Below are 13,904 nucleotides of genomic sequence, written 5' to 3' on the forward strand. Positions count from 1 at the left end.
AACAACCTACAGGGCTTACTTGCCCTGCCAGCGCTTCAGCACCAGGGTGGCGTTGGTGCCACCGAAGCCGAAGCTGTTGCTCATCACGGTGTCGATCTTGGCGTTCTCGACAGTCTTGGTCAGGATCGGCATATCGGCGACGACCGGGTCGATCTCTTCGATGTTGGCCGAGCCGGCCATGAAGTTGCCTTCCATCATCAGCAGGCAGTAGATCGCTTCGTGAACGCCGGCCGCGCCCAGGGAGTGACCGGATAGGCTCTTGGTGGAGCTGATTTTCGGAGCCTTGTCGCCGAATACCGCACGCACGCCTTCCATTTCCTTGGCATCGCCGACCGGGGTCGAAGTGCCGTGGGTGTTCAGGTAGTCGATAGGGGTATCCACGGTGGACATGGCCATCTGCATGCAGCGGATGGCGCCTTCGCCGCTTGGCGCAACCATGTCGTAGCCGTCGGAAGTGGCGCCGTAGCCGACGATTTCCGCGTAGATCTTGGCGCCACGGGCCAGAGCGTGTTCCAGCTCCTCGACCACCACCATGCCGCCACCGCCGGCGATGACGAAACCGTCACGCTTGGCGTCGTAGGCACGGGAGGCTTTTTCCGGAGTTTCGTTGTACTGGGTGGACAGCGCGCCCATGGCGTCGAACAGGAACGACTGGCTCCAATGTTCCTCTTCACCGCCGCCGGCGAAGACGATGTCCTGTTTGCCCAGCTGGATCTGCTCGACCGCGGTACCGATGCAATGTGCACTGGTGGCGCAGGCGGATGAGATCGAGTAGTTCACGCCCTTGATCTGGAACGGCGTGGCCAGGCAGGCCGAAACGGTGCTGCCCATTGTGCGGGTGACACGGTACGGGCCGACGCGCTTCACGCCTTTTTCGCGCAGGATATCCAGCGCTTCCATCTGGTTCAGGGTGGATGCACCGCCCGAGCCGGCGATCAGGCCGGTGCGCACGTTCGAAACCTGGTCGTCGCTCAGGCCGGAGTCGGCGATGGCGTCTTTCATGGCCAGGTAGGCGTAGGCGGCGGCGTGGCCGACGAAGCGGTAGATCTTGCGATCGATCAGTTCTTCGAGGGGCAGGTCGATGGAGCCGGAAACCTGGCTACGCAGACCCATTTCGGCATATTCCGGGTTGAAGCGGATGCCAGGGCGACTTGCACGCAGGTTAGCGGTGACGGTCTCTTTGTCATTGCCCAGGCAAGAAACGATGCCCAGACCAGTGATAACGACGCGGCGCATGCGGATAACCCTTAAAAGTTGTCAGTGGAAGTGAATACGCCGACCCGAAGGCCTTCGGCAGTATAGATCTCGCGACCGTCGACGCTTACCGAACCATCGGCGATGGCCAGGTTCAGCTTGCCCTTGAGGACGCGCTTGATTTGAATGTTATAGGTGACTTTCTTGGCGGTCGGCAGGACCTGGCCGAAGAACTTCACTTCGCCCGAACCCAGGGCGCGGCCGCGGCCCGGCAGGCCTTGCCAGCCGAGGAAGAAACCGACCAGCTGCCACATGGCGTCAAGGCCCAGGCAGCCCGGCATGACAGGGTCGCCTTCGAAATGGCACGCGAAGAACCACAGGTCCGGGGTGATATCCAGCTCGGCGACCAATTCACCTTTGCCGTACTTGCCACCCTCTTCGCTGATATGGGTGATGCGATCCACCATCAGCATGTTAGGGGCGGGCAGTTGCGCGTTACCTGGGCCGAACAGCTCACCGCGACTGCAGCGCAGCAGGTCTTCCCGGGTAAAGGCGTTTTGTTTGGTCATGCGAGCTCCTCAATAATCCCATGCGGCAGGGTAGGGCAAATCTTCCCGAACCGACTGAAGCGTTCATGCCTCAGGCCGGCAGCCTACACATAGACTATTGCGTTGTAGTGAAAGTCACAGCGTCAAGGTACTGAATGTACACTTGTTCACTGAAATTTTAAACCGGGCCCGTTCAAGGGCCCGTTTGGGTGCCTAAGACTGCCGCACTTTCGCCTTTCACGCCAGTCGCAGTTGGCTGATAAGGCCGTATTACTGCACCCAACGCTGCAGGACATGCTGCAAATCCGTACGTTTGAACGGCTTGGCCAGGTAATCGTTCATTCCGGCCGCCAGACAGGCTTCACGGTCGCCCTGCAAGGCATTGGCGGTGAGCGCAATGATCGGCAAATCGGCGCAGCCGGGTAACTGGCGAATCTGTCGGGTGGCTTCGTAGCCGTCGATCAGCGGCAGTCGGCAGTCCATCAGGATCGCGGTGAAAATCAGGCTCTCGGCGCTGCGTATCGCCTCGGCGCCGTCGGTGGCCAGGCTCACCTCAAACCCCAGACTGCGCAGCATGGCCTCGACCACCGTGCGGTTGACCGGGTTGTCCTCCACCAACAGCACATGGCGCCCTTCGCCAGCGCTATTTTTACGTTCGGCATCCGGGGCGATGGACGGCAGGCTCTGCTGATCAATAGCCAGAGGGATTTCCAGGGTAAACACCGAGCCGCGACCTTCTTCGCTCTGGGCGCGCAGGGTGCCGCCCATGCGTTCGGCCAGTGTGCGGGCGATGGGCAGGCCGAGGCCGGTGCCGCCGTAACGTCTTGAAATGGAACTGTCGGCTTGCTGGAACGCGTCGAACATCAATTCCAGGCGTTCGGCGGAAATCCCGATGCCGCTGTCGCGCACCGTGCAGGTGAACCACACCAGTTCATGGTCGAGGGTCTGCCAGTGCGGCTCGACACTGACGCTGCCGTGTTCGGTGAACTTCAGCGCATTGCCGATCAGGTTCACCAGAATCTGGCGGATTCGCGTAGGGTCGCCCCGCACCCGTAGTGCGTCCATACCCGGCGGGATCGGCAAGCGCAGCGCTAGCCCTCGTTGCTGGGCGCTATGTTGGAAGGCCTGGGCGCAACTGTTGATCAGGTCGGTGAGGTTGAACGGAATATGTTCCAGTTCCAGAGCTGCGCGTTCGATGCGCGAAAAATCAAGAATATCGTTGATCACCTTGAGCAGATGCTCGGTGGATTCGGAGGCTAGCGCCGCGTATTCGGTCTGCTCCTCAGTCATCTCGGTGGTTTCCAGCAATTGCAGCATGCCCAGTACACCGTTCATCGGCGTGCGCAATTCGTGGCTCATCATCGCCAGGAAATCCGACTTGGCATTGTTGGCGCGCTCGGCTTCTTCGCGGGTCTGGATCAACTGGGCCATGGCTTGCTGCTGTTCGCGGCTGGCCTGGTTGAGGCCTTCGGCCAGGTTGTTGATATGCCGCGACAAGTCACCCAGTTCCGAGTCGTCCACAATCGGCAGAGCCGTCTTGTACTGGCCTTGCTGAATGGCCTTCACGGCGTTGCCCATGGCGCTGATCGGCTGGGAAAGGCTGGCGGCCAGGCGTCGGGCGAGCAAGAAGGTAAACAGCAGCGTGAACAGCGCGAGAATCCCGGCCTTGAACAGGATTTCCTGGTGGCGTTGGCTGAACGCATCGTTGGACATGCCGACAATGACCCGGCCCAGATAATCCGCGCGCGGGGCCTTCGGCTCGGTGAGGTTGTCCTGGAAAAAGTCATTGCCCAGCTGAATGTGCTGCAGACGAATCGGCGCCTGGAACACTTTCACCGACAGCGAGCGGTCATGTTTTTCCGAGGGCTGTTCGACATATACCAAGATATTTTCGGCGCTGTCCTGGATTTCCAGAAAACGCACATGGGGCGTTGCCAGGGTGGCGCGCAGCAGGCTTTCGAGCACATCGTTGTTGCCGGAAATCACTCCGTATTCGGTGGCCGGGGCCAGTTGGTTGGCGATTAATTGGCCGGTGTGATCCAGCTCCTGGCGCAAGTCCTGGATACGCACGAAGGTAAAGAAGCTGATCAACAGCAACGTCAGTAGCAACGCCGGCCCCAAGGTAATGAGCTGGGTGCGGGTGTTGATGCCCCAACGACGGCGCAGGCTCATGGGCGTTTTTCTCCTTCGGCCAGGCGGGCGGCGACGTTGGCTTCGTCGAACTGTTCGATGCCCAGTGAGCGCGCCACTTGCGGGTTGCCCACGACTTTGAAGTGGTCCGGATACAGCGAGCGCGGCCAGTTGGCCGGGGCGTGGTCGAGCAGGCGGTCCAGCACCGCCAGCCAATCGGCCTGGTCGCTGTAGGTACTGGCCAAGCTGCCGGCCCGCACGAATCCTGCATTTGGGCCCACCAATGGCAATTGTTGGGCATAACTGCTCAGTAACAGGTTTTTCGCGGTTTTCGGGTTGTACAGCTGTGGGTCATCCAGGCCGAGCAGTACGTCGCTATTCCTGAACAGGTTTTGCAGCGGGCGACTGTCACTGATGGTGTCCCAGCGCTGGGGCACGATGGTCATGTCCAGGGGCTCCGCATGCTGGCGCAGTTCCGGCAGCAGGAACTCGCTCTCGGTGCCGTAAAGCACACCGATGCGGCGGGCTCGCGGCAGGATGCTGGCAATCAGGCGCAATTGCCGTTCCAGAGGCGGATCGCTCCACAGCAAGCTCACGCGCGGATGCTGGGCGGCGCCAGGACGCTGGTGAGCCTGCAACCGGCTGATACGCAGCACCAGTGTCGGTGGGCCCAGGTTGTCTTGCAGGCGCCAATCGAGGCTGGCCAAGTCCAGCAGGATCAGGCGCGTGCTGGCAGGCACGCGACCGGGGGCGGGTAAGTCTTTGAGCGGGGTGAACGTTACGTGGTCTTCGGGACGTTGCTGGGCCAGGGCCTGGGTGAAAGCATGCACACCGTCACTGTCTTCGGCGGCGGTCAGCAGGATCTCGGCCGCCCACGTCGGCGACGCCAGCAGCAGGCACGCCAGCAGCGCACAATGGCGCCAGAGCTTATGGATAGAAAGGGAAGTCATCCGTGACGGGCCTGCCATGCTAGAACTCTAACTCTGCGCTGAAATACAGCACATGGCGCTGGTCGTAGGTGTTATCAGCCCAGGTGGTCGGCTGGTCGTCGAGGCGTTGTTGCAACATGCCGGCCAGCTCCACATTGGCTTTGCCCAACGCGATGCGCTTGGCCACCCGCAAGTCGACCCGTTCGAAGCGGTATTGGTTGAGCGCATCGTCGCCGTAGTAGAACAGCGCGCTGGACCAGCCATGCCCCCATTCACGCAGCCAGCCGGCCGAGCCACTGTTGCGCGCGGTTTGCGCTTTGTCCAACCGGTTGCTGGCGCTGGCATCGACATACGCATACGTCAGCCGCAGGCGGTCGGCGTTACTCACGCGCCAGTCGAACTGAGATTCGGCGCCGGTAAAGCGCGAGCTGTTGGCGTTGCTGGCGATGTATTGGTTATTGCGCAACGGCGAACTGATCATGTCGGTGATTTCGTCATAGAACAGTTTTACGTCCATGTTCAACCCGATGTCGGCGAAGAAGCCGTTATAGCCCAGTTCCCGCGAGCGCATCCGCTCTTTGTCGAGGTTACCCGGCCCCCGGGTTTTGACGAAGTATTGCGCGGAGGTCTGGCCAAACGCCGGGGAACTCAGGTTGGTGACGCGGTAGCTCCAGTTGACGTTGTTCTCGAACATGTCCGGCGAGCGGATCGCCTCGGAGTACACGGCGCGCAGGCCATGGCGCGGGTTGATCAGATAGTTGACCGCCACCCGTGGTGTCAGTGAATTGCCGCTCAGGTGGGTGTCTTCATACATGGCGCCGCCCTGCAGCAGCCAATGTTCGCTGGCGCGCCATTCCAATTGGCCGAACAGGCGCCAGGTGGTGTCGTCCAGGGTGCCGTTGAAGTAGGTGTCGGAGTCGGCGCGGTCGTAGCGGTAGTTCATGCCGCTGACCAGGCGCAGGCTGTCGGACAGGCTCAGCGTGTCCTGCAGCTCCAGGTCGTAGCGGCTTTCGCGGGTGCTTTGGTCGATATCGCCGCAGACGCTCTGGTTGGCGCCGTTGCGCCATTGATCCAACACCTGATTGGCCAGCGCTTGTTCGGCGGCACTGCCCGGTGGTGCGCTGCCTTGGCTGTAGACCTCCATATGCCGGGCCAGTTTTTCCGCGTAGTTGGGGTTCAATTGCCACAGCTGGGTCAGCTCGGGGCTGAACGAGACCTTGGCGTCGCAGGCTTTCCAGATTTGCCGACGATCCCATTGCTGGGCCGACCCTTGGATGTACAGGCTGTGTTCGGGGTTGAAATCGACATTCCAGCGCAGGGAAGCGGCGTAGTCCTTGGCGGTAACGTCAGAATTATTACCGCCTTCGGTGATGCCGGCGAACACCGGGCTGTAGGTATATGGACGCTGATTGGTGCCTTCCTTGGCATCCAATTGCCAGTCGATGCTTTGCTGCGCATTCAGCGTCTGGCTGACCGCCAGGCTGAAGCGGTTGAGGCGTCGGCCGTCACGGCGGTCGGCGCCGGCGGCGTCGTTGTCGAAGCCGTCGTCCTGTTGCCCGGACAAAGACAGGCGCAGATCGCCGGTCTCCCAACCCACGCCCTGGCTGGCATAGAAGTCGTTGATGCCGCGCTCGCCGCGAATCACCTTGACCCGCGAACCGTGGCTGTTGGCCGGGGAGCGCGTGAGGATATTGACCACCGCCATCAGTGCATTGGCGCCATAGCTGACGGTGTTGGGGCCGCGGAACACCTCGATGCGCTCGATATCCTCCATGGCCACCGGGATGTCGCTCCAGTCCACGGTGGCCAGACCCGCGCGATACACCGAACGGCCGTCGATCAACACCTGCATGCGCCGCGCGTCGCTGGCGCTGGTGCCGTGGTAGTTGACCGCCGCCTGATTGCCGCTGGTGTAGCCGACCATCATGCCCGGCACCAGACGCAGCAGTTCGCTGATGTCCCGCGCGCCGCTGGCCTTGATCAACTCGCTGTCGATCACCGTCATGCTGCCGGGTACGGCGGCGGCCGATTGCTTGAGGCGCGTGGCGGTCAATACCTGCGGCAGCGGCTGGCTGTCGAGGAATAGATCGTCGGCCAGCACGGCGTTGCTGCACAACAGCATCAGCAAGAGAGAGGAGCGCGGAGGAGGGCCCAGATACACGGTGCGGCCTTGATAATGACGGATAGCCGCCCATGTTAACTGAGGCGCGGCCATTTGCCATTCGTCGCGCCCGTAATTACGTCATGCCGCTATGGCATTTTCCGACAAACGCGCGAATTGACACGGGGGCTGGCCGCAAGCGGGTCGCTCCGTATAATGCCGCCATCGCCACTGGTATGGATTAACGGATTGCATATGACTGAACAGCGCCCTATTGCGGTCCTGGGAGGCGGAAGTTTCGGTACCGCCGTGGCTAACCTGCTGGCGGAGAACGGCCACCCGGTGCGCCAGTGGATGCGTGATCCCGAACAGGCCGAGGCCATCCGTGTACACCGGGAAAACCCGCGCTACCTTAAAGGCATCAAGATTCATCCGGCAGTCGAGCCGGTCACCGATCTGCTGACCACTCTTACAGACTGCGAGCTGTGTTTCGTCGCGCTGCCCTCCAGCGCCTTGCGCGCGGTGCTATCGCCCCATGCCGAACGCCTGGCGGGCAAGATGCTGGTCAGCCTGACCAAGGGCATCGAGGCGCAGACTTTCAAACTGATGAGCCAAATCCTCGAAGAAATCGCGCCCCAGGCCCGCATCGGCGTGCTATCCGGGCCGAACCTGGCGCGGGAAGTGGCCGAGCACGCCTTGACCGCCACCGTGGTGGCCAGTGACGACGAAGTGCTGTGCGAGCGCGTCCAGGCGGTGTTGCATGGCCGCACGTTCCGGGTCTACGCCAGCAGCGACCGTTTTGGCGTGGAGCTGGGCGGCGCCCTGAAAAACGTCTACGCGATCATCGCCGGCATGGCGGTGGCACTGGGCATGGGCGAAAACACCAAGAGCATGCTGATCACCCGCGCCCTGGCGGAGATGACCCGCTTCGCGGTGAATCAGGGGGCCAATCCGATGACCTTTCTCGGGCTGGCCGGCGTGGGCGATTTGATCGTCACCTGCTCGTCGCCCAAGAGCCGCAACTACCAAGTGGGCTTCGCCCTCGGCCAGGGTTTGAGCCTGGATGAGGCCGTCACGCGCCTGGGCGAAGTGGCCGAAGGGGTCAACACGCTCAAAGTGCTCAAGGCCAAGGCCCAGGAGGCGGGTGTGTATATGCCGCTGGTCGCCGGGTTGCACGCGATCCTGTTCGAAGGGCGCACCTTGAACCAGGTCATCGAACTGCTGATGCGGGCCGAGCCCAAAACCGACGTCGACTTTATTTCCACCAGTGGTTTCAACTGAGGAACGCACCATGAACGATCCGAAAGCAGCCCCCAAGTATGAAGCCATCGGCCTGCGCATCCTGTGGATGCTGGTGTTTGCCCTGGTCTGGCAAGTGGCGCAGTTTCTCCTCGGTGTGCTGGTGGTGGTGCAATTGATTTATCGCCTGATCTACGGCGCGCCGAACCTCGGCTTGATGAATGTCGGCGACAGCCTCAGCCAGTTCCTGGCGCAGATCGGTCGTTTCGGCAGTTTCCATACCGAGCAAAAGCCTTGGCCGTTCGCTGATTGGCCGGCACCGCGCGTACCCGAAGGCGAAGCGGCTCACAGCGTGCCACCGGCGCCGCACCCGGTCCGCGACGAAGAGCCGAAACTGTGAAGCTGTGGATTCTGCGCCACGGCGAGGCCGAGGCCCATGCGCGCACCGACGCCGAACGCAACCTTACCGAGCGTGGCCGCGCTGAAGTATTGCGCAGCGCCGCGCACCTGATCGGTCAGCCCCTTAACGCGATCATCGCCAGCCCCTACGTGCGGGCACAGCAGACCGCCCGACTGGTGCGCGAGGCGTTGGGTTTTGTGCCGGACATTCGCACGGTGCCGTGGCTGACACCCGAGGGCAGCCCAGAGCAAGTGCTGGCGCATCTGGAGGCTGAGGACAACGTACTGCTGGTCAGCCATCAACCGTTGGTGGGCAATCTGATCAGTTTTCTGCAACACGGCCATTCGCGCCAGCCGCAGCCGATGTACACCGCCAGCCTGGCGCAGCTGGAGGGCGAATTTGCGTTGGCGGGGCTGATGAGCCTGGTGAGCGTAAAAAATCCTTAAGGGATGGATCTTCTTTGTGGGTGCTCTATAGTCAGCCGAGCAAGTGCTTGGTTGGTTATAGTCGGACCACAGAGGAGCGCGTTCCATGCCTGTCGCTGTTCGTTTGCCGCTACCGGTGTTATTCGAGCGAGAAACCCGTCACCCACACAAGACGTTTCTGGTGCAGCCCTTGGGCGGCGGCGAGGTGCAGCGCCTTACCTGGGCGGACGCGGGCCAGCAGGCCCGCCGCGCCGCCCAATGGCTGCGTGAGCGGGCGTTGCCCCCCGGCTCGCACATTGCCCTGATTTCGAAAAACTGCGCCCACTGGATCATCGCCGATCTGGCGATCTGGATGGCCGGGCACGTTTCAGTGCCGCTGTACCCCAATCTCACCGCTGATTCCGTCGCCCATGTGCTGACCCATTCCGAGGCGGCGCTGGTGCTGGTCGGCAAGCTCGACGACTGGCCCGCCATGGCGCCTGGCGTGCCCCACGGCGTCCCGACCATTAGCCTGCCGTTGTGCCCGCCTGGCGTGTTCGATTTCAGTTGGGCCGATCTACAAGCCTGCGCACCGATTGAGGACGATCCGACGCCCGATGCCACGGCGCTTGCAACCATCATCTACACCTCCGGCACCACCGGCCTGCCTAAAGGCGTGATGCACAGCTTCGGCGCCTTGGGGTTTGCCGCCACCCGTGGCACGCAACTGTTCGGCCTGGGGGAGGGCGATCGGTTGCTGTCGTACCTACCGCTGTGCCATGTGGCAGAGCGGATGTTCGTGGAATTGGCGGCGATCTACACCGGGCAAACGGTATTTTTCGCCGAGAGCCTCGACACATTTCTAACCGACCTGCGCCGGGCGAGGCCGACCGCTTTGTTCGGCGTACCGCGGATCTGGAGCAAATTCCAACTGGGTGTCTACTCCAGGGTGCCGCCGCGCCGCCTGGATAGGCTATTGCGCCTGCCGTTTATCGGGCCGCGTATAGGCCGCAAGGTCCTTGCCGGCCTGGGGCTGGACGCGCTGCGCGTTGCGCTGTCCGGCGCGGCGCCAGTGCCCGAAGCTCTGCTGCACTGGTATCGGCGCCTCGGGCTGGATGTACTGGAGGTGTACGGGATGACCGAAAGTTGCGGCTATTCCCACGTATGCCGCCCCGGCCAGCAGACCATCGGCTGGATCGGCACCCCATGCCCCGACGTCGAGGTGCGCATCGACCCCGCCGGTGAAGTGCAAGTGCGCAGCGAGGCCACCATGCTCGGTTACTTCAAAGACCCGGATAAAACCCGCGAAACCCTCACCGCCGACGGTTTCCTGCGTACCGGTGACAAGGGCGAGCAGGATGCCGAGGGGCGCCTGCGCCTGACCGGACGGCTCAAGGAAATCTTCAAGACCAGCAAGGGCAAATACGTCGCGCCAGCGCCCATCGAAAACCGCCTGGCCGAGCATGCACGGATCGAGCAGGTGTGCGTGGTCGGCGATGGCCTGGCGGCGCCGATGGGCCTGTGCGTGTTGTCGCAAGCGGCCCCGAGCGAAGCGCGCGCGACTTTGCAAGGCAGCCTTGAGCGTTGGTTGCAACAGATCAACGCCACGCTGGATAAACATGAGCGCTTGAGCCGATTGGTAGTGGTCAACGGCGTGTGGGGCGTGGAAAACGGCTTTCTCACGCCCACCCTCAAAATCAAGCGCAACGTGATCGAAGCGACTTACGGCGCACATTTGCACGCTTGGAGCGAGCGCACCGAAGCGATTGTGTGGCAGGATTAGGGTCATCATAAAAACACCAAAGGACACCTGCATGAGCCTGTGGCGCACCCAACCGAATATCGAACACCTCAATGCCAGCCAGAAAAACACCATCGGTGAATTGTTGGATATTCGCTTCGAAAGCTTCGACGACGAGTCCCTGACCGCGAGCATGGTGGTCGATGCGCGCACGCACCAGCCGTTTGGCCTGCTGCATGGCGGCGCGTCGGTGGTGCTGGCCGAGAGTATCGGCTCGATGGCCGCGTACCTGTGCGTGGACACCAGCAAGTACTACTGCGTGGGCCTGGAAGTAAACGCCAACCACCTGCGCGGTGTGCGTAGCGGGCGGGTAACGGCGGTGGCCAGGGCCGTGCATATCGGCCGCAGCACGCAGGTATGGGATATCCGCTTGAGCAACGAAGAAGGCAAGCCCACCTGCATCTCGCGCCTGACCATGGCCGTGGTGCCGTTGGGCGAGAACCCGCCGGCCCGATAGGCATGGCGTGAGTGTCATCATTCCTGGCAGTTACAGTCATTGCCGTGCCTGCCGGGCATGCTGACAATCGAGTTCGGTTATTGCAGATGGATCCGGTATGTCGCAGCACGTGTTTTTCGCCCACGCCAATGGGTTCCCATCGGCCACCTACGGCAAGCTCTTTGCGGCCCTGGCCCCGGAATATACGGTGGCCCACCTGCCGCAGCACGGTCACGACCCACGGTTTCCGGTGGATGATAACTGGCAGAACCTGGTGGACGAACTGATCCACCATCTGGAGCAGCAGCCGCAACCGGTGTGGGGCGTGGGCCATTCCCTGGGCGGCGTTTTGCACCTGCACGCCGCCCTGCGATGCCCGCAGCTGTATCGCGGCGTGGTGATGCTCGATTCCCCGGTACTGACCCGCGCCGACCGTTGGGTGATCCGTGCCGCCAAGCGCTTTGGGTTTATCGACCGGCTGACCCCGGCCGGGCGCACCCTCGGCCGGCGCGAGGAGTTCGCCGACCTGGATGCCGCGCGCAGCTACTTCGCCGGCAAGACCCTGTTTCGGGGCTTCGATCCGGATTGCTTCGACGCCTACCTGCAACATGGCCTGCAAACGGTGGGCGATCGTCTGCGCCTGCGCTTCGACCCGGCTACCGAAATCAGCATCTACCGCGGCGTGCCCCACACCAGCCCTGGCCAAGTGCGCCAGATGAAGGTGCCGCTGGCGGTGGTGCGCGGTCGGCAGAGCCGCGTGGTAATGCGTCACCACGCCAGCGGCGTCGGGCGTTTGCCCATGGGCGAAATGCTCACCATGCCTGGCGGCCATATGTTCCCCCTCGAACGCCCGCAGGATACCGCGACCTTGATCAAGAACCTGTTCGCCCGTTGGGACGCCCGTGAGCGCAGCTGCGCATGAGCACATCAGTCGAAGAAGTGCGCCTGAGCCTGCCCCATATCGAGTTGGCCGCCCATTTGTTTGGGCCCGAGGACGGTTTGCCAGTGATCGCCTTGCATGGCTGGCTGGACAATGCCAACAGCTTCGCGCGCCTGGCGCCGAAGTTGACCGGGCTGCGCATTGTGGCCCTGGACATGGCCGGCCACGGGCACTCGGCGCACCGCCCGGTGGGCGCCGGCTATGCCTTGTGGGATTACGTGTTCGACGTGCTGCAAGTGGCCGAGCAACTGGGGTGGAAACGTTTTGCACTACTGGGGCATTCCCTCGGCGCCATTGTGTCCATGGTGCTGGCCGGGGCCTTACCCGAGCGTGTGACCCACCTGGGGTTGATTGACGGTGTGATCCCACCCACTGCGCCGGGCGAAAATGCGGCCGAGAGGCTAGGCATGGCATTGCAGGCGCAATTGAACCTGCAGGGCAAACGTAAACCGGTGTACGGCACGCTGGAGCGCGCGGTCGAGGCGCGCATGAAAGGCTTGGTAGCCGTCAGCCGCGAGGCCGCTGAACTGCTGGCCCAGCGCGGTTTGATGCCGGTGCCTGGCGGTTACACCTGGCGCACGGACAGTCGCTTGACCCTGGCTTCGCCAATGCGCCTGACCGATGAGCAGGCGATGGCCTTCATACGGCGAGTTGACTGCCCTACGCAATTGGTGGTCGCTGCCGACGGCATGCTATCGAAACATCCCGAATTGCTTTCCCAGCTACCCTTTACGGTAACCACGCTGCCTGGTGGCCATCATTTACACCTGAATGATGAGCCTGGCGCGGTCCTTGTTGCAGACTGTTTCAATCGGTTCTTCTCCGCGCCTTGACTTGGCGCGGTCAACTGCCGAGGCTGGGCGGATTGAACGGGAGTCAACCATGCACATATTCAACACCGATCTTAATACCGCGACGCTTACCCTCGGTCAGGGCTCACCAATCCGATGAGCGTGCGCAACCGATCTATTCGTGCTCTGGGGTTATGCGTATTCAGCCCGTTGGTGTTCGCCGCCGACGTGCCGGGCAGCCAGGACCTGCCCGCCGTGGCCCGTCAGGTCGACGCGCAGATTGTCGATTATCGCCCCGCCGAAGAAAAAGAACGCATCTACCCCCTGGGCGCGATCCGCAAGATCAGCGGCCAACTGCGTTACGAAGGCCAGGCCCTCGCGCGGGGCCAGACTACCGCCATTACCTATGAACTGCCCCCCGAGCACAGCTCCAGTGCGGCGTTCACCGCCACGCGCGAGGCGTTGCAGGCCCAGGGCGCGCAACTGCTGTTCTGGTGCAAGGCCCGGGACTGCGGCGAAAGCAGCCTGTGGGCCAACGAGGTTTTCGGCAACGCCAAGCTGGTGGGCGCCGATAGCCAGCAGGAATACCTGCTAGTGCGCCTGGCCGAGCCCCAGGCCAATTCGCTGGTCGCGCTGTACGCCATCACCCGTGGTAATCGTCGCGCCTACCTGCATGTGGAGCAATTGGACGCCGCGACGCCGCTGGGCGACCTGTTGCCCACCTCGGCCACACTGTTGCGCGAGCTCAAAAGCACCGGCGAGCTGGACTTCCCCGCATTGAACGGTGAACCGGACGCCACGTGGCTGACCCTCATTTCCCGTGGCCTTAACCTGGATACCACCCTGCGCGTAAGCCTCAGCGGCCCGAATGCCGAAGCCTGGCGTCAGGCGCTGATCGAGCAGGGCGTGCGCGCGGCGCGCATGGAGAGCGGCAACGGTGAAACCCAAGGTCTGCACCTGCATCTGATACGCTGATCGCCACCTGGCGAAT

The 13,904-nt window shown here is 62.5% G+C and carries 13 protein-coding genes; 8 read left to right on the forward strand and 5 right to left on the reverse strand.

Going from position 1 to position 13,904, the window contains the following annotated elements; all coding sequences use genetic code 11:
- Window positions 1–15 precede the first annotated feature (15 nt).
- The 5 genes from fabB to YA0848_RS03875 form a co-directional block, all read right to left on the reverse strand.
- Window positions 16–1,236 (reverse strand): beta-ketoacyl-ACP synthase I, encoded by a 1,221-nt coding sequence (gene fabB / locus YA0848_RS03855; RefSeq protein WP_034096678.1) that lies wholly within the window; start codon window positions 1,234–1,236, stop codon window positions 16–18.
- A gap of 11 nt (window positions 1,237–1,247) precedes the next feature.
- Entirely contained in the window at window positions 1,248–1,763 is a 516-nt protein-coding gene (fabA, locus tag YA0848_RS03860) for a 3-hydroxyacyl-[acyl-carrier-protein] dehydratase FabA (protein ID WP_010211704.1), read from the reverse strand.
- 249 nt (window positions 1,764–2,012) lie between these two features.
- Window positions 2,013–3,914, reverse strand: a complete 1,902-nt coding sequence (locus tag YA0848_RS03865) for an ATP-binding protein (protein WP_198712562.1) — start codon at window positions 3,912–3,914, stop codon at window positions 2,013–2,015.
- Window positions 3,911–4,840, reverse strand: a complete 930-nt coding sequence (locus YA0848_RS03870; RefSeq protein WP_034096680.1) for an ABC transporter substrate-binding protein — start codon at window positions 4,838–4,840, stop codon at window positions 3,911–3,913. The genes YA0848_RS03865 and YA0848_RS03870 overlap by 4 nt, the downstream gene beginning before the upstream one ends.
- 1 nt (window position 4,841) lies before the next feature.
- Window positions 4,842–6,962 (reverse strand): TonB-dependent receptor plug domain-containing protein, encoded by a 2,121-nt coding sequence (locus YA0848_RS03875; protein WP_323156847.1) that lies wholly within the window; start codon window positions 6,960–6,962, stop codon window positions 4,842–4,844.
- Between the two features lie 195 nt (window positions 6,963–7,157).
- Between YA0848_RS03875 and YA0848_RS03880 the strand changes: the two genes are divergently transcribed.
- From YA0848_RS03880 to YA0848_RS03915, 8 genes are all read left to right on the forward strand, one after another.
- The gene (locus tag YA0848_RS03880; protein WP_169903251.1) at window positions 7,158–8,183 is read left to right on the forward strand and encodes an NAD(P)H-dependent glycerol-3-phosphate dehydrogenase; all 1,026 of its coding nucleotides are present in this window, start codon (window positions 7,158–7,160) and stop codon (window positions 8,181–8,183) included.
- A gap of 10 nt (window positions 8,184–8,193) precedes the next feature.
- Window positions 8,194–8,541 carry a DUF4389 domain-containing protein gene (locus tag YA0848_RS03885; RefSeq protein WP_034096682.1) on the forward strand — a complete coding sequence of 116 codons (348 nt, stop codon included), beginning with the start codon at window positions 8,194–8,196 and terminating at the stop codon, window positions 8,539–8,541.
- The gene (gene sixA / locus YA0848_RS03890) at window positions 8,538–8,987 is read left to right on the forward strand and encodes a phosphohistidine phosphatase SixA (protein WP_169868322.1); all 450 of its coding nucleotides are present in this window, start codon (window positions 8,538–8,540) and stop codon (window positions 8,985–8,987) included. Before YA0848_RS03885 ends, sixA begins: the two co-directional genes overlap by 4 nt.
- An 85-nt stretch (window positions 8,988–9,072) precedes the next feature.
- On the forward strand, window positions 9,073–10,728 hold the full coding sequence (locus YA0848_RS03895) for an AMP-binding protein (RefSeq protein ID WP_047882235.1): 1,656 nt from the start codon (window positions 9,073–9,075) through the stop codon (window positions 10,726–10,728).
- A gap of 31 nt (window positions 10,729–10,759) precedes the next feature.
- Complete coding sequence (locus YA0848_RS03900) at window positions 10,760–11,203, forward strand: hotdog fold thioesterase (protein WP_034112721.1); 444 nt, start codon at window positions 10,760–10,762, stop codon at window positions 11,201–11,203.
- Between the two features lie 97 nt (window positions 11,204–11,300).
- Window positions 11,301–12,104 (forward strand): alpha/beta fold hydrolase, encoded by an 804-nt coding sequence (locus YA0848_RS03905; protein ID WP_034096686.1) that lies wholly within the window; start codon window positions 11,301–11,303, stop codon window positions 12,102–12,104.
- Window positions 12,101–12,955 carry an alpha/beta hydrolase gene (locus YA0848_RS03910; RefSeq protein WP_040266362.1) on the forward strand — a complete coding sequence of 285 codons (855 nt, stop codon included), beginning with the start codon at window positions 12,101–12,103 and terminating at the stop codon, window positions 12,953–12,955. The genes YA0848_RS03905 and YA0848_RS03910 overlap by 4 nt, the downstream gene beginning before the upstream one ends.
- Before the next feature lie 114 nt (window positions 12,956–13,069).
- On the forward strand, window positions 13,070–13,888 hold the full coding sequence (locus tag YA0848_RS03915) for a DUF4892 domain-containing protein (RefSeq protein WP_169903250.1): 819 nt from the start codon (window positions 13,070–13,072) through the stop codon (window positions 13,886–13,888).
- The last annotated feature ends 16 nt before the right edge of the window (window positions 13,889–13,904 follow it).

Source organism: Pseudomonas sp. S4_EA_1b (genome assembly GCF_016307435.1).
Taxonomy (GTDB): Bacteria; Pseudomonadota; Gammaproteobacteria; order Pseudomonadales; family Pseudomonadaceae; genus Aquipseudomonas; species Aquipseudomonas rhodesiae.